The sequence below is a fragment of the Flavobacterium silvisoli genome (assembly GCF_004329815.1).
GTDB classification, from domain to species: domain Bacteria; phylum Bacteroidota; class Bacteroidia; order Flavobacteriales; family Flavobacteriaceae; genus Flavobacterium; species Flavobacterium silvisoli.
The window spans coordinates 16,372-33,815 of sequence record NZ_SJPE01000007.1 but is presented as its reverse complement, the minus strand read 5'-3'; the positions used below and the strand labels follow the sequence as shown (position 1 = coordinate 33,815).

Here is a 17,444-nt window from a genome sequence, read left to right as displayed (position 1 = left end):
AACCAAAGTTGTTGGGGGTTTTAGTTTTAATAATCAGAAATTGAAGGCTAATTATTCATTTACAATAACCCACTCGCCTGAAGCCAACATGCTTTCGGCCTTTTTGTATTTCATGGTTTCGGTTTTACCACTCATTACGTGCTTGATGGTAACATTGTCATTGCGGTTGATTTTCGGTTGATCGCGTACAATGGTTTCAGTTACTTGCGGACGTTGTTGGGTTTGGCCGGCTTCTCGATTGCGTTCTGCCAATTCATCCGAATTTAATACTTCGTCTTTGCTTTCGGTATAGTTTTGTTTTTCTCGAATTTGTCTTGCTTCTTGTATGTTTTGATTTTGTTGCGGTAAATCACCTTTGAACAAGAATGAAATCACTTCTTTGTTGACTCCGTCTAACATGTTTCGGAACAATTTAAAAGCTTCCAGTTTGTATATAAGCAGTGGATCTTTTTGTTCGTGCACCGCTAATTGTACGGATTGTTTTAATTCGTCCATTTTGCGTAAGTGTTTCTTCCATGCTTCGTCTACGATGGCTAATGTTATGTTTTTTTCAAAATCAGCTACGAGTTGAGCACCGTTAGTTTCAAAGGCTTTTTTCAAATCGGTCACTACATTCAATGTTTTGATGCCGTCTGAAAACGGTACGATGATGCGTTCAAATTTATTGCCTTCACGTTGATAAACATCCGCAATGATTGGGAATGCTTCTCGGGCACTTCTCTCAGTTTTTTCGTTATAGTAAGCCAAAGCAGCTTTATATACTTTACCGGTAATATCTATTTCGGAACCTTTTTCAAATTCGCTTTGAGTGATGGGTGAGGTAATAGAGAAATAACGAATCAATTCGAATTCAAAATTTTTGAAATCGTTTTTCGCTTTATTTTCACTTACGATTAACTCGCAGGTATCATACATCATATTGGCGATATCCAGTTTCAGACGTTCTCCGTGCAAGGCATGGCGACGACGTTTGTAAACGACCTCTCTTTGAGCATTCATCACATCATCGTATTCCAACAAACGCTTACGGGTACCGAAGTTGTTTTCTTCCACTTTTTTCTGTGCGCGCTCAATCGATTTGGTCATCATCGAGTGTTGAATTACTTCACCTTCTTTCAATCCCATACGGTCCATGATTTTGGCTACTCTTTCTGAACCAAACAAACGCATCAGGTTATCCTCCAAAGACACATAAAACTGTGAACTTCCCGGATCTCCCTGACGACCGGCACGACCGCGCAACTGACGGTCAACACGACGAGAATCATGTCGCTCGGTACCAATGATGGCTAAACCGCCGGCAGCTTTTACTTCCGGAGTTAACTTAATATCGGTTCCACGACCGGCCATGTTCGTTGCAATCGTAACGACACCCGGTTTTCCGGCTTCGGCTACAATTTCAGCTTCTTTTTTGTGTAATTTGGCGTTCAATACATTATGCGGAACGTTACGAACGCGAAGCATGCGGCTCAACAATTCTGAAATTTCTACCGAGGTAGTACCAATCAATACCGGTCTTCCGGATTGTGACAATTGCGTCACATCTTCAATGACAGCATTAAATTTTTCACGAACGGAACGGTAAATTAAATCTTCTTTATCCTGACGGGCAATTCCTCTGTTGGTTGGAATTTCTACCACATCCAATTTGTAAATTTCCCAAAATTCTCCGGCTTCGGTTACAGCAGTTCCGGTCATACCGGCTAATTTACTGTACATACGGAAGTAATTCTGAAGGGTAATGGTTGCAAAGGTTTGGGTTGCCGCTTCAATGGTTACGTTTTCTTTGGCTTCAATGGCTTGGTGTAATCCGTCTGAGTAGCGACGGCCATCCATGATGCGCCCGGTTTGCTCGTCTACAATCAGGATTTTGTTATCCATGATTACGTATTCGACGTCTTTTTCAAACAAGGTGTAAGCTTTTAGTAATTGTGTCAACGTGTGGATGCGCTCACTTTTTATGCCGAAATCCTGAAACAAACGCTCTTTGGCTTCTGCTTCTTTATCTTTTTCCAGATTTTGTTTTTCGATGTTGGCAATTTCGGTTCCGATATCCGGTAAAACGAAGAAGTTTTCATCGGTGTCTTTGGATAAGAATTTAATCCCGTTATCTGATAATTCTACTTGATTGTTTTTCTCCTCGATTACAAAGTACAAGGCTTCGTCCACTTCCGGCATTTTGCGGTTGTTGTCAGCCATGTATTCGTTTTCGGTTTTTTGCAGTAATTGTTTAACACCTTCTTCGCTCAAGAATTTGATTAGTGCTTTGTTTTTTGGTAAAGCTCTGTAGGCTCTCAACAATTGGAACCCGGCTTCTTTCATATTGCCTTCTTTGAACAAACGTTTAGCTTCGGTTAAGAATCCGTTGGCCAGTTGACGTTGTAAATTGTAAAGGTTTTCAATTTTTGGTTTCAATTCGTTGAATTCGTGTCGGTCACCATCAGGCACCGGACCCGAAATAATCAACGGAGTTCTCGCATCGTCAATCAATACGGAGTCTACCTCATCGACTATGGCATAATTGTGTTTGCGTTGTACTAAATCTTCGGGTGAATGCGCCATGTTGTCACGCAGGTAATCAAAACCGAACTCGTTATTGGTTCCGTAAGTGATGTCGGCTTCGTAAGCTTTTCTTCGCGCATCAGAATTCGGAGAGTGGTTGTCGATACAATCTACAGTCAATCCGTGGAACTCGAATAACGGAGCTTTCCAAGTGCTGTCACGTTTGGCCAAATAATCATTTACGGTTACTAGGTGTACGCCGTTTCCGGTCAAAGCGTTTAAATAGAGCGGCAAGGTTGCCACCAATGTTTTTCCTTCTCCGGTTTGCATCTCGGCAATTTTACCTTGGTGCAACACGATACCCCCAATCAACTGCACGTCGTAATGAATCATGTCCCAGGTAATTTCTTTTCCGGCGGCATTCCAGGAATTGGCCCAGTGTGCTTGGTCACCGTCAAGAGTAATGTATGATTTAGTAGCCGAAAGCTCTCTGTCCTTAGGAGTCGCGGTTACGGTAATAGAAGTGTTTTCTTTGAAACGACGGGCGGTTTCTTTTACCACGGCAAAAGCCTCGGGAAGAATTTCCATTAATACCTTTTCTGAAATTTCATAAGCTTCTTTTTCCAAAGCATCTATAGCGTTATAGATGTCTTCTCTCAGGTCGATATCCGCAGTGTTTTCGGCTTCGGCTTTTTTGGCTTCAATTTCGGCATCCTGTTTAGCTCTTGCTTGTTTTATTTTGGCCTTGAATTCGGCTGTTTTAGCTCTCAGTTCGTCATGAGATAGTGCCGCTAACACAGGCTCTAAAGCTTTTATTTTGTTGATATAAGGTTGTGTGGCTTTGACATCTTTTTGAGATTTGTCGCCTACAAAAGCTTTGATAATGCTATTTATGAAACTCATAATGGGTTTGTATTATATGTTGAAAAAAGGTGTGCAAATTTAAACAAAAAAAAAGCCCCAAGTGGACTTTTTTCTGCTGTGTACGTTTATTTTTTTAATATTCATCCTCGTTCCAAAGGTAATCTTCGTCAGTTGGATAATCGGGCCAAATTTCTTCCATTGATTCGTAAATTTCACCTTCGTCCTCTATCGATTGTAAATTCTCTACTACTTCTAGTGGAGCTCCTGTTCGTATAGCATAGTCGATAAGTTCATCTTTGGTAGCTGGCCAAGGGGCATCACTTAAGTAGGATGCTAATTCTAATGTCCAATACATCTTCTGTCGATTTTAGTTTATGCAAAAATAAATTTAATACTGAAAAAGTCAAGTTTTTTTTGATTTATTTTTAATTATGTTTAAGAACGGCTTTTTATTGTTGATTGTTGATTTGTGATTTAAGATTTAAGAAGTACTTCAATATCAAATCTGACCTCATAAATCGTTAATCTTTATTCTAAAATTTTATTTTCTTGGTATCCATTTTACTTCGTCTGCGTGCAGGTCTTGGGACAACTTCCGTGCCAAGACAAAAAGATAGTCAGAAAGTCGGTTTAAGTACTTAATAACTTGTTCGTCGGTGGGTTCTAATTCGTGTAAATGTACGGCCAATCGTTCGGCTCTGCGGCAGACACAGCGGGCAATGTGACAATATGACACGGTAGTATGACCGCCGGGCAAGACAAAGTGTGTCATGGGAGGCAAAGCGGTCTCCATCAGGTCGATTTCATTTTCTAAAAACACGATGTCTTCTTCCGAAATGCGGTTGATGTTGAGACGCGGCTGACCGTTTTTAAGAATTTCTTTTTCGGGTGGAGTGGCCAGTATGGCTCCAACGGTAAATAATCGGTCTTGTATTTCCGCCAATACATTTTTATACAATGGGTTCATGTCTTGGTCACGGATTAAACCGATGTGGGAATTGAGTTCGTCAACGGTGCCGTAACTTTCGATGCGGATATGGTGTTTGGGCACGCGGGTACCGCCGAAGAGTGCGGTAGTTCCGGTGTCGCCGGTTTTGGTATAGACTTTCATGAGTGAATTAGGAATTAGGAATTAGGAATTAGGAAATTCGTAATTCGATATATTTGATTTCAAAGATAACAAAAATACAAATGGATAACCAACTAGCCCCGATTCCTTAGGCAGTCGCTTCGCTCGTGTGCAGCAGCTACCGTGTAGCGCGGAAAGCGGGAAAACGGATTACTGATAAAACCCAAGCTTTTCGCTTCTTATTTTAAAGATGATCGGGGTTGAGGCTGTCGCTTTCAATTAATCCGTCGCGCAGGCGGATGATGCGGTGGGCGTATTTGGCGATGTCTTCTTCGTGGGTGACCAAAATCACGGTGTTGCCGTTTTTGTGAATGTCGTTGAACAGATTCATGATTTCGACCGAGGTTTTACTGTCGAGGTTTCCGGTGGGTTCGTCGGCCAGTATAATTGAAGGTTTGTTGACCAATGCCCGGGCAATGGCTACACGTTGGCGTTGTCCCCCCGAAAGTTGGTTGGGCTGGTGGTCCATACGGTCGGACAAATTTACCTGAGTCAGTACTTCGGTGGCGCGCTGGTTTCTTTCGGATTTGGAATATCCGGCGTATATCATGGGCAAGGCCACGTTATCGAGCGCAGTAGTTCTGGGTAAAAGATTGAAAGTTTGGAAGACGAATCCGATTTCTTTGTTGCGGATTTCGGCCAGGTCGTCATCGTGCATTTGGCTGACGTCTTTTCCGTTCAGAATATACGTTCCTGAAGTTGGCGTATCCAAACAACCTAAAAGGTTCATTAAAGTGGATTTTCCGGAACCGGATGGTCCCATGAGGGCTACATATTCGCCTTTGTTGATTTCTAAATCGATGCCTTTTAAGACATAAATGGTTTCGCTGCCTAATTGAAAATCGCGTTTCAGGTTGCTTATTTTGATTAATGGATTTGCCATTGAAATTGTGAGTTGTGAATTGTGAATGGTAAATATAAGTAATCTGAAATCAGGTTTTGTTACATCGGGTTTATATTCTGATTACAAAATGTTCTTTGGGTTGTTCTTTTCTGAAAAATACCAATCCCCATTGAAAAGTATCGATAGTTACCGTTACGGATGGATGCTTTTTAATTGCCTCCCATGCTTCCTCCATGTCTTCTGACCAGTGAATGTCGTCAAAAATCCAAACGCAGTCGTTGGTTGTGGTTGGAAGAAGTAACTCGAAATATTCTAAAGTGGCTTGTTTGGAATGGTTGCCGTCAAAGTAGATTAATTGATAATTGACAATTGACAATTGACAATTTTTTAGGTAGTTTGAAAATTCTGTATGAATTGAATTAATGTTTTTTAAACCGAATTTTTTAAATTGTTTTTTGGCTTCGGTCATAGTATTTTCGCAACCTTCCAACGTGGTTATGGTAGCATTTTTACTTGCTAACGAAAGTGCCGAAGAGGCTAGCCCTAGTGAGGTTCCTATCTCCAGTATATTTTCGGGTTTGAAATAATTGGTGATTCGGAACAATAATTCGGCTCTTTTTTTTGATATACCGGCGTTCTTTGCTATTTGATTTACGGCTCTGCTATTGCTTTTGAAAACGCGCGAACCGGCTCCGAAATCGGTGACTTCAATCGTGTTTTTGTTTTGTAAAAGCGTATTGCGATAATTTTTTAAAAGAGCATATTCGGCATACTTTTTTTTATCGTAAAAACATTTGGTCACTAAAGAAAACACGAAAGGCGAATGCACTCCGTGTTCGTTTTTGGAGTGCCAAAGGAAGTTGAGATAAGATTTTGCCCAGTGAAACATTATTCCATTTTTGACGATAATTCAAACCAGCGCTCTTCCTTTGCTTCTAATTTGTTTATGATGGACTGTAATTCGTTGGCTTTGACCGTGATGTCGGCATCGGCAACTTTACCTTCGGCGAATAGGTTTTCGATTTGTTTTTTCTCGTATTCTAGGTCTTTGATTTCGCGCTCAATTTTGTTGAATTCTTTTTGTTCATTGAAGCTTAAACCAGTCGTTGTTGGATTGTTTTGTTTCCAATTTACTTTTTCGGTGCTTACATTAGACAGTTCTTTCGGTTCTGCCGAATCTTCATAAATACGGAAATCTGAGTAATTTCCAGGGAAATCTTCAATCTGTCCTTCACCTCTGAAGATGAATAGATGGTCTACTATCTTATCCATAAAATAACGATCGTGCGATACCACTAACAAGCATCCGGGATAATCCAACAGGAAACTTTCCAATACATTTAAAGTCACGATATCTAAGTCATTGGTAGGCTCATCAAGGATTAAAAAGTTCGGATTCTGAATTAAAACCGTACACAAATACAAACGCTTCAACTCACCGCCACTCAGTTTTTCAACAAAGTCATATTGCTTTTTGGAATCAAATAAGAAACGTTCTAACAATTGCGAAGCCGAAATGATTTTTCCTTTTGTCAGCGGAATGTATTCACCATATTCTTTGATGATGTCAATGACTTTTTGGCCTGGTTTGGGGTTGATACCGCTTTGGGTGTAATAGCCTACTTTGATGGTGTCACCAATGACGACTTTACCCCCGTCGGGTTGAATGGTTTTGGTTAAAATATTGAGGAAAGTTGATTTTCCGGTTCCGTTTTTGCCAATAATTCCGATCCGTTCTCCGCGTTGAAAATCGTAGCTGAAATTATCAAGGATAATCCTGTCGCCAAACTTTTTATAAATTTTGTGCAACTCAATAATCTTGCTGCCCATGCGCTCCATGTTGATTTCGAGTTCTACCACATTTTCTTTTCTGCGGCTTTCGGCCACTTCTTTTATTTTGTAAAAATCATCTTGGCGCGATTTCGATTTGGTTGTTCTGGCTTTGGGTTGTCTGCGCATCCAGGCCAATTCTTTTACAAATAAGTTCTGCGCTTTGTCAATGGTTGCACTTTCCATGGCTAAGCGTTCTTCTTTTTTCTGCAGATAGTATGAATAGTTACCTTTATAGGAGTACAATTTGCCATTGTCTAATTCTATGATTTCGTTACAAACGCGCTCCAAAAAGAAACGGTCGTGCGTCACCATAAATAAAGTAATGTTTTCTTTAGCAAAATAACTCTCCAACCATTCAATCATTTCTAAATCGAGATGGTTAGTTGGTTCATCCAATATTAACAAATCGGGGCGGTTAATTAATATGATGGCTAAAGACAACCGTTTTTTTTGTCCGCCGGAAAGCGATTTTACTTTCAGTTTCAAATCGTCCAATTTTAATTTGGATAAAATTTGCTTGAACTGTGTTTCAAAATCCCATGCATTGTAACGATCCATTTCGTCAAAAGCTAATTGGTATTTCTCTTCGTCTTCGGGGTTTTCTAATGCTTTTTCGTAGCGCTCAATAACATGCAGAATTTCATTATCAGAAGCAAAAATGCTTTCCTCAATGGTGAGTTCATCCTGAAGTTTGTCTTTTTGCGACAAAAAAGCCATTTTTAATCCTTTGCGAATCACCACCTGACCGGTATCGGGTTCGTCTTCGCCGTTGAGGATGTTCATAATGCAGGTCTTGCCCGAACCGTTTTTGGCAATAAAAGCAATTTTTTGGTCTTTGTTGATACCGAAAGAAATGTCTTTAAACAAGGTTCTTTCGCCAAAAGATTTTGATATATTTTCTACAGAAAGGTAATTCACAATGGTAAGCTTTTTGTTTTTAATGAGTTATGCGTTTTTGAGATTTGTAGTGTGATTTCATTTCAAAAACAAATAATTTTTTCTCATGTTGGGCCAAAGATACAATTCTATTTTTAATCGATATTATCTTGAAATTGTACAAGGATTTACTTTTGCATAGACCTGTTTTTTTTAAATAGTAAATCTAAAGTCTTGATTTAGCTGGCACTTAACGAAGCTGTAAAAAAACAGACTTATTCATCGGCCAATGAATATAGTAAACTCCAATATTGATTGTTTGAAACTCCTTGTCAATAAACCACAAATTTCACAGTTAAATAACAGATAAATTAATCGCACCAAAAACGATTATACGTCAAAATCTAACGAAAATAGTTAAAAAGTAAACGTTTGTTCATTTGCGAAAAAATCTCACTTTTTTTTGCCTATCATTGCGCGAAAATTTCTCTAAACATGGAAAAACAGCTTAAAATTTAGAAACCAATTGAGTATGTAGCTTTTATAGTTTGAATAGAGCGGCAAAGCATTTCTCGGAAAATGGAATAACATTAAAAACAGACTAAATAACAATCAGAAAAAAATGAAAAAAACAATTACTATCTTCTTATTAGCCCTTTGTTGGCAAATTTCGGCACAGCAGTGTTGGCAAATGATTGCGACCGGCAATAAACACACCGCTGCTATTGGGAGTAACGGTAGCCTCTGGACTTGGGGCTATAATGATACTTATCAATTGGGTAGTGGTACCACTGTTTCGTGGGCACCATTACCAATACAAATTGGAACGGCTACCAATTGGCAAACCATTTCAGTAGGTGACATGCATACGATTGCAAAAAAAACCGATGGCACAATATGGGCTTGGGGAAGTAACTATTACGGCCAATTGGGCGATGGTACGGGTATTGCCAGAAATACTCCTACACAAATAGGTACTGCTAATAACTGGAGTAGTATCAGTGCAGGTTTTACCCACAGTGTGGCTGTAAAAACAGACGGTACACTTTGGGGATGGGGTGAAAATTACTATGGAGAATTGGGTCTCGGAGATAATGTTGAAAGAGATGCACCGGTGCAGATAGGAACCGCTACGAACTGGCAAAGTGCCGTGGCTGGAGATGGTTTTACAATTGCTGTTAAAACAAACGGTACTTTGTGGGCATGGGGGTATAATGGCAATGGCGAATTAGGAAACGGCACTACCACAAACAGAAATACTCCGGTCCAGATAGGAACTGCTACCAACTGGCAAAGTGTTGCCTGTTCAAGCGGACATACTATAGCCAAAAGAACCAATGGAACTATCTGGACATGGGGTAGTAACAATTATGGACAATTGGGTAACGGAAACACTACCAACGTTTTGGTGCCAACGCAAATAGGAACTGCTACGAACTGGCAAGCCATAGCTACAGGATACTATCATACACTTGCTGTAAAAACCGATGGAACACTATGGGCTTGGGGTAGAAACGTCGACGGACAATTAGGTGATGGCACCACTACAAACAAAACAGTACCTACACAAATCGGAACCGCTACTAACTGGCAGGGTATCGATGGAGGCTCAGGAGTTACTGTAGCCGTAAACAGCGAAGGTAAATTATGGGCAACGGGAGATAATGGTTACGGACAATTTGGGAACAATAGTTTGACAGATTCGACTACTTTAATAAGTATGGCATGTCCTGCTAGCATTTTCGTTCCTGCCATGTGTTGGAAGGCGTTGAGCGTGGGAGAATATTACACTATAGCGCAAAAAACAGACAACTCTATTTGGGCTTGGGGACGAAATAATTACGGGCAGGTTGCTGATGGCAGTACTGCTGATGTACTTACACCGAAACAGATAGGAACTTCTACTTGGCTTACTTTTGCAGCTGGTGGTGAACACGCGGTTGCCATTAAAAGTGATGGTTCGTTATGGACATGGGGACGCAATAACAATGGTCAATTGGGTGACGGAACCACTGCAAACAGAACTACGCCTATACGCATCGGAACTGCCAATGATTGGGTAAAAGTAGCTGCGGGATTCGACTTTACTTTTGCTATAAAATCTGACGGTAGTCTTTGGGGCTGGGGGAGAAATACCTACAATCAGCTTGGAAATGCTACTTATATGAATTCAATTACACCGGTTCGCATCGGGACAGAGAACAACTGGCTTACTTTAGAAGCAGGTATGGACTTTACACTGGCCATCAAAACCAACGGAACACTTTGGGGTTGGGGAAGAAATAATTACGGACAGTTGGGAGATGGAGTTGGTTCGAACCGAGAAGAGCCTTACCAAATTGGAACCGACACTAACTGGCAACAAATCTCTGCCGGATATTATCACAGCGTTGCTAAAAAATCAAACGGAACGCTTTGGGTTTGGGGAGAAAATGAATCTGGAAAGTTAGGACTCAATGATACCAGTAATCGAAATATTCCTACGCAATTGGGTACAGCAACCAACTGGAAAAATGCAAGTGCCGGAAATTCACACACCGTGGCGGTAAAAACCGACGGGACGCTTTGGGGATGGGGTTACAACCATTGGGGACAAATAGGTAATGGTAACTCATCAAACTATTACACACCTGTACAAGCAGGGACCGCTACCAATTGGGATGTTGTTGTGGCATCCTATAATGACAGTGCAGCTGTAAAAACCGAAAAGTCACTTTGGGGTTGGGGTTCAAATATTTACGGAGAATTAGGGAATGGAACTACCAGTGGAGCCTATACACCAGCAAATGTAGCTTGTTACAACAGTGTTTTAGGTGTTTCTGATTTTAATCCGGCCGTTGCCAGCATATTAAAGCTTTATCCAAACCCAGTGCACGATATTTTGACTGTATCTTTCGATCAAGACATAGAAACAGTAGCAATCTATAATTTACTGGGGCAACAAATGATCAGCAAAACAATAAATGCTAATGAAGGTAACATCGATGTTTCGCATTTAGTACAAGGTACATACGTAGTAAAAGTAAATGTGGGTGGAGAAACCAAAGCCTTGAAAATAATTAAAAATTAATAATCAAAAAGTCAGATACTCAATAGTTTCATATTGGGTGTCTGACTCTATTAAATATATAATACACATGAAAAAAATTTTACTTGCTTTATTTGTCATTACAAGCTCAAACTACATCAAAGCTCAGGGATTCACCAGTCCGGCATTGCAATGGAACATTCCGATAGTCACCGATGACACAGACTATCGTGCTGCTTGGGATTACCATCAGCTCATTGATATGGATGGTGATGGAAAAATTGACCTAGTCGATACCGAAAACCAAGCTACTGAAAGCATTGCTGATGTCTTTATGAATGGCAGTCAAAAATACTGGAAGGTATATCTGGGTAACGGAACATCATTCGCCCCTACTGCCATACAATGGAATATCCCAATCAATACTGATACATCTGACTATCGCATGTCGTGGGATTACCATACCGTTATCGATATGAACGGCGATGGTAAACCTGATTTTGTGGATACCGAAAACCAAGCTACCGAAAGCGTTGCAGATGTCTTTATGAACGGCAGTCAGAAATATTGGAGGGTGTATCTCAACACAGGTTCGGGATTTAGTGCAACGCCGACTCAATGGAATATTCCAATCAATACAGATACCTCTGACTATAGGTTAGCTTATGATTACCATACTGTAATTGATATGAATGGGGATAATAAACCGGATTTTGTAGATACAGAAAACGAAGCTACAGAGAGTACTTCCGATGTCTTCATGAACGGTAGCCAAAAATACTGGAAAGTTTACTTAAACAATGGAGCCGGATTTGATGCCGTAGCCACCCAATGGAATATTCCAATCAATACAGATACTTCAGACTACAGGCTGGCTTATGATTACCATACGGTAATTGATATGAATGGCGATAATAAACCGGATTTTGTAGATACCGAAAACCAAGCTACTGAAAGCGTTGCAGATGTCTTTATGAACGGCAGTCAGAAATACTGGAGAGTGTACCTTAATACAGGATCGGGATTCAGCGCGACACCAACTCAGTGGAATATCCCAATCAATACAGATACCACAGACTATAGACTGGCATATGACTATCACACTGTTATTGATATGAATGGTGACCGTAAACCTGATTTTGTTGATACTGAAAATGAAGCTACCGAAAGCATTGCTGATGTCTTTGTGAACAGCGGCCAAAAATATTGGAAAGTTTATTTGAATACAGGATCGGGGTTTGCCGCTTCAGCTACCCAATGGAACATCCCAATTGTGAGTGACTCCTCAGATTACAGATTGGCTTATGATTACCACACCGTTATTGACATGAATGGCGATCGTAAACCGGATTTTGTCGATACTGAAAATGAAGCTACCGAAAGCATTGCTGAAGTCTTTATGAACGGCGGTCAGAAATATTGGAAGGTGTACCTTAACAATGCTCCTAATTTAGGAAATAGCGAATTTGAAGGGATGACAAATCACATTACAGTTTATCCTAATCCGGTAAAAGATACTTTTAAAGTTACAAATACAGGAACGGTTACAACGATGAAAATGTATGACATCAAAGGCACAATTGTAAAAGAAATAGTTCAAGATTTTGACAACAATATTGATATCTCGAATTTGCCGAAAGGAATTTATTTATTAAAAGTTACCAATGCCGAAGGCCAAGTTTTAACCCAGCGATTGGCCAAAGAGTAATAAAGTACAATATAAAATACTAAACAAGGAAAGCGCAGAGGTATCTGCGCTTTTTTCATTTCAAATTTTCAAATCGATACCTTATATTTGTCCAATGCAACTATCGGTCGTCATCCTTAATTATAATGTACGCTACTTTTTAGAGCTCTGTGTCCTGAGCGTGCAAAAGGCGATTCAGAACCTCGATGCCGAGATTATAGTGGTCGATAATAATTCTTCCGACGACAGTTGTACCATGATGAAGGAGCGTTTCCCCAATGTACAACTCATTGAAAACAAAGAAAATTCAGGTTTCCCAAAAGGCAATAATATTGGTGTGGCTCAGGCCAAAGGAGAATATGTCTGTATTTTAAATCCCGATACCGTTGTAGCCGAAGATACGTTTGAAAAAGTGTTGGCTTTCGCCAAAAGTAAAACCGATTTAGGCATTGTAGGATGCAAATTAATTGATGGAACTGGAAAGTTTTTACCCGAGAGCAAACGTGGAATCCCCACGCCTTGGGTGGCATTTACCAAGATTTTTGGCTTGTATAAAATCTTTCCGAATTCGACGTTTTTCAATCGGTATTATGCGCAGCACTTGGCTTCTGATCAAACCGGTAAAGTCGAAATTTTGGTAGGCGCTTTTATGATTATGAAACGTGACTTGTATAACGAACTACAAGGTTTTGATGAAAATTGCTTCATGTATTCCGATGATATCGATTTGAGCTACAGGGCACTGCAAAAAGGGAAGTCGAATTATTATTTTCACAAAACTACCGTCATCCATTACAAAGGCGAAAGCACTGTAAAAGACGGAACTTATATGAAACGTTTCCGCGAAGCAATGAACTTTTTTTACAAAAAGCATTATAAAGTATCAGGGTTCTTCTCCTTGTTTATGACAGTCGGGATTGTTTTCTTTTCTTTCGTCAAAATGTTTCAGGGAAAAGTAAAGCCCAAAGCCGCTTCCGAGCAATATGTATTGATTTCGGACAGCGAGATTGTCAAGAAAAAGCTGGAGGATAAACTTCAAAAAAACATGGAAATTGTCCTTTCGGAAAACGGAAAAAATGTATTTTCGCAATCGTTTTTGAAAACCCCAAATACAGAATTTATTCTCGATTTAAACAGTATGAGTTGTAAAGAAGCCATCGTTTTTTTAGAACAAAATGCATTTAACTCATTTACTTTTAAAATATTACTGCCTCAAAGTGATTTTATCATCGGGAGTAACAGCAGTAACGACAGGGGCGAAATCATTCTCATTTAGAATTTGGGAATTGACAGTAAAGATTTTAAATTAAAAAACATTCTTGCTAACCCGCAAGATTTAGTATTTTTGCAGGCAAAATAACAAAACACAACTTTAGAATATCAATATGGCAAAGTTTGAATTGAAATTACCTAAAATGGGAGAAAGCGTTGCAGAAGCAACGATTACCAATTGGTTGAAAAATATAGGCGACTCCATCAGTGCGGATGAAGCTGTTTTGGAAATCGCTACCGATAAAGTAGACAGCGAAGTGCCGAGTGAAGTTTCGGGTACTTTGACCGAAATTTTATTCCAAGTTAATGACGTGGTAAAAGTAGGGCAGACAATAGCTATTATTGAAACCGAAGGAGGTAACGCAGTAGCCGCTCCGGTGGCTGAAACAGTAGCTACTCCGGTTGCTGAAGTGGTTAAAACTGTAGAAACAGCTCAAGCCGTTGCCGCTTCGGCCGATTTTAAATCGTCGGATAAATTCTTCTCGCCTTTGGTAAAAAACATTGCCAATGCAGAGGGAGTTTCGTTAAGTGAATTAGAAAATATTGCAGGTTCGGGCAAAGACGGTCGTGTAACCAAAGAAGATATTTTAAATTACGTTAAAAACAGAGGTAATCAACCGGCTGCCCAATCTGCCGCTCCTGTTGCTGCTTCAGCGCCAAAAGCAACCACTCCAATTGCTACTCCGGTGTCTGTAAACGGCGGTGACGAAATTGTTGAAATGGATCGTATGCGTAAGTTAATTTCGGGCTACATGGTGGCTTCGGTACAAACTTCTGCACACGTACAATCCTTCATTGAAGTAGATGTGACCAATATCGTAAAATGGAGAGACCGTGTGAAAAATGCTTTCGAAAAGAGAGAAGGAGAGAAACTTACGTTTACCCCAATTTTTATGGAAGCTGTAGCTAAGGCTTTAAAAGATTTCCCGGGAATGAACATCTCTGTAGACGGTGAATTCATCATAAAAAGAAAAAATATAAATCTGGGAATGGCCGCCGCTTTGCCTAACGGAAATTTAATTGTTCCGGTAATCAAGAATGCAGACCAGTTGAACTTAGTCGGAATGGCGAAAGCCGTTAACGATTTAGGAAACCGTGCCAAAGCCGGAAAACTTAAACCGGACGATACTCAGGGCGGAACTTATACAGTAACAAATGTTGGAACCTTTGGTTCGGTATTTGGCACCCCAATCATCAACCAACCACAGGTAGGAATTCTGGCTTTAGGAGCCATCAGAAAAGTGCCGGCGGTAATCGAAACTCCGGAAGGCGACTTTATAGGAATCCGTCAAAAAATGTTCTTATCGCACAGTTATGACCACCGAGTGGTAGACGGAGCTTTAGGAGGTAGTTTCGTAAAACGCGTAGCCGATTATTTGGAAGCGTTTGATGTAAACAGAGAATATTAATCGCACTATATTAATCAAAATCCCGATTGTAAAATCGGGATTTTTTTATTTAAAAAATGAAATAATCGACCAACGGTAACTGCAATACTTTATATTTGTCGACTTAACTTTTTATAATGGAATTAAAACTCAACCGACCCATTTGCTTTTTCGACTTAGAAACTACCGGAATCGACGTTGCTAAAGACCGAATCGTCGAAATTTCGATTTTTAAAGTCTATCCTAACGGCAATAAAGAAAGCAAAACATGGTTGGTTAATCCCACGATTCCAATTCCGCCTACCGCTACTGCAGTTCACGGAATCAGCGATGAAAAAGTAGCGAATGAGCCAACTTTCAAAGAACTCGCAGGTCAAATACATGCTATGATTAAAGATGCCGATTTGGCCGGATTCAATTCAGACAGGTTTGATATTCCGCTATTAGCCGAAGAATTATTGCGCGCCGATGTTGATTTTGATATGAAAAACCGCGTATCTGTTGACGTGCAAACTATTTTTCATAAAAAAGAAGAACGAACACTCAGTGCCGCGTACAAATTTTATTGCAATGGCATCCTGGATAATGCGCACAGTGCGGAAGCCGATACAATGGCAACCTACGAAATTCTGAAAGCGCAGTTGGATCGTTATGATGATTTGGAAAACGATATGAAAGCATTGTCTGAGTTTACCACCCGAAAAAAATCGGTTGACTTTGCCGGATTCATTGCACTCAATGCTGAAGGAAAAGAAATCTTTACTTTCGGGAAACACAAAGGAGCATTGGTAGATGACGTGTTGGAAAAAGAACCGGGTTATTTCGGTTGGATTCAAAATGCCGAGTTTCCACTGTACACCAAAAAAGTATTGACCGGAATCAAATTAAGAAAACTGAACAATAAATTCAATTAGAACAAAACAAGACTGGCTCGAAGAAGTTTCAGGTCTAGTTTCCATTCTCTTATTATGAAAATAATCTGTGTAGGTAGAAATTATGTAAACCATATTGAGGAACTCCATAACGAGCGTCCCGATGAACCGGTGATTTTCCTAAAACCCGATACAGCTGTCTTAAAGAAAGACGAGGCATTCTATATTCCGGCTTTCAGCAGCGACATTCATCACGAAGTAGAGGTATTGGTCAAAATCAATAAAGTGGGCAAATACATCGAAACCAAATTTGCTCATAAGTATTACAATGAAATAGGATTGGGAATCGATTTTACAGCCAGAGATGTTCAGAATAAATTAAAGGAAAAAGGGCTGCCTTGGGAAAAAGCCAAAGCATTTGACGGTTCAGCGGTAATCGGTGACTTTCTTCCGAAAAATGAGTTTGTTTCGATGGAAAATATTACTTTTGAGTTGAAAAATAACGGACAGACCGTTCAAAAAGGAAATACTGCCCACATGCTGTGGAAAATTGACGAAATTATTTCGCATGTTTCACAATATTTCACGCTAAAAGTAGGTGATATCATATTTACAGGAACACCGGAAGGTGTTGCCAAAGTAGCACCTAACGATATTTTAGAAGGATTCATAGACAATAAACAACTATTAAGAATACACGTTAAATAATGGCAATCAATTACAACCTAGCAAAAGTCTACGCACTCTCTGATAATGATCCCGAATTTGTGATGCAAATCATTACTTTATTCGTAACAGAAGTACCCGAAGACATGAAACAAATAGATTTGGGTATCAAAAACAAAGATCACAAACTGGCTTACAGTTATGCTCATAAAATTAAACCAAGCCTCGATTTACTGGGTATGACCGTAGCTTTTGAAGAAATCCTTCAGGTAGAAGCCTGGACCAAAAGAGAAGGAAAACGCAAAGAAATCGAACACACCTTCGAAAGCATCCAAAATCAGGTAGAAAAAGCCGTAAAAGAAATCAAGAAAGATTTCGATATGTAATATAAGAAGCGAAAGGTTCGGGAATTATCAGCAATGGTAGTTCCCGTTTTACGCTCTACAAGGTGCCGCTCCAACCGGGGCTAGTCAGGATTCCGTT

13 protein-coding genes are annotated in these 17,444 nt (G+C 39.9%); 7 read left to right on the top strand and 6 right to left on the bottom strand.

Going from position 1 to position 17,444, the window contains the following annotated elements; genetic code table 11:
• Positions 1 to 51: 51 nt before the first annotated feature.
• The 6 genes from secA to EZL74_RS07210 form a co-directional block, all read right to left on the bottom strand.
• Entirely contained in the window at positions 52 to 3,405 is a 3,354-nt protein-coding gene (gene secA, locus EZL74_RS07235; RefSeq protein ID WP_131475938.1) for a preprotein translocase subunit SecA, read from the bottom strand.
• Between the two features lie 94 nt (positions 3,406 to 3,499).
• Positions 3,500 to 3,721, bottom strand: a complete 222-nt coding sequence (locus tag EZL74_RS07230; protein ID WP_002986941.1) for a DUF2795 domain-containing protein — start codon at positions 3,719 to 3,721, stop codon at positions 3,500 to 3,502.
• A gap of 186 nt (positions 3,722 to 3,907) precedes the next feature.
• Positions 3,908 to 4,477, bottom strand: a complete 570-nt coding sequence (locus EZL74_RS07225) for a cob(I)yrinic acid a,c-diamide adenosyltransferase (protein WP_131475937.1) — start codon at positions 4,475 to 4,477, stop codon at positions 3,908 to 3,910.
• 202 nt (positions 4,478 to 4,679) lie between these two features.
• Positions 4,680 to 5,378 (bottom strand): ABC transporter ATP-binding protein, encoded by a 699-nt coding sequence (locus tag EZL74_RS07220; protein WP_131475936.1) that lies wholly within the window; start codon positions 5,376 to 5,378, stop codon positions 4,680 to 4,682.
• 70 nt (positions 5,379 to 5,448) lie between these two features.
• Positions 5,449 to 6,228: a class I SAM-dependent methyltransferase gene (locus tag EZL74_RS07215; RefSeq protein WP_131475935.1), complete on the bottom strand. Its 780-nt coding sequence runs from the start codon at positions 6,226 to 6,228 to the stop codon at positions 5,449 to 5,451.
• Positions 6,228 to 8,090 (bottom strand): ABC-F family ATP-binding cassette domain-containing protein, encoded by a 1,863-nt coding sequence (locus tag EZL74_RS07210; RefSeq protein ID WP_131475934.1) that lies wholly within the window; start codon positions 8,088 to 8,090, stop codon positions 6,228 to 6,230. Before EZL74_RS07210 ends, EZL74_RS07215 begins: the two co-directional genes overlap by 1 nt.
• Positions 8,091 to 8,670: 580 nt before the next feature.
• Here EZL74_RS07210 and EZL74_RS07205 point away from each other — a divergent pair.
• The 7 genes from EZL74_RS07205 (at position 8,671) to EZL74_RS07175 (ending at position 17,347) form a co-directional block, all read left to right on the top strand.
• Positions 8,671 to 11,118, top strand: coding sequence for an RCC1 domain-containing protein (locus EZL74_RS07205; RefSeq protein ID WP_131475933.1), 2,448 nt, complete (start codon positions 8,671 to 8,673; stop codon positions 11,116 to 11,118).
• A gap of 67 nt (positions 11,119 to 11,185) precedes the next feature.
• A complete protein-coding gene (locus EZL74_RS07200) occupies positions 11,186 to 12,784 on the top strand; it encodes a T9SS type A sorting domain-containing protein (RefSeq protein WP_131475932.1) in 1,599 nt (532 codons plus the stop codon).
• 94 nt (positions 12,785 to 12,878) lie between these two features.
• Complete coding sequence (locus EZL74_RS07195) at positions 12,879 to 14,039, top strand: glycosyltransferase family 2 protein (protein WP_131475931.1); 1,161 nt, start codon at positions 12,879 to 12,881, stop codon at positions 14,037 to 14,039.
• A gap of 109 nt (positions 14,040 to 14,148) precedes the next feature.
• Positions 14,149 to 15,444 (top strand): dihydrolipoamide acetyltransferase family protein, encoded by a 1,296-nt coding sequence (locus tag EZL74_RS07190; RefSeq protein ID WP_131475930.1) that lies wholly within the window; start codon positions 14,149 to 14,151, stop codon positions 15,442 to 15,444.
• A gap of 116 nt (positions 15,445 to 15,560) precedes the next feature.
• Positions 15,561 to 16,337 carry a 3'-5' exonuclease gene (locus EZL74_RS07185; RefSeq protein WP_131475929.1) on the top strand — a complete coding sequence of 259 codons (777 nt, stop codon included), beginning with the start codon at positions 15,561 to 15,563 and terminating at the stop codon, positions 16,335 to 16,337.
• Between the two features lie 54 nt (positions 16,338 to 16,391).
• The gene (locus tag EZL74_RS07180) at positions 16,392 to 17,003 is read left to right on the top strand and encodes a fumarylacetoacetate hydrolase family protein (RefSeq protein WP_131475928.1); all 612 of its coding nucleotides are present in this window, start codon (positions 16,392 to 16,394) and stop codon (positions 17,001 to 17,003) included.
• A complete protein-coding gene (locus EZL74_RS07175; RefSeq protein WP_131475927.1) occupies positions 17,003 to 17,347 on the top strand; it encodes an Hpt domain-containing protein in 345 nt (114 codons plus the stop codon). Before EZL74_RS07180 ends, EZL74_RS07175 begins: the two co-directional genes overlap by 1 nt.
• The last annotated feature ends 97 nt before the right edge of the window (positions 17,348 to 17,444 follow it).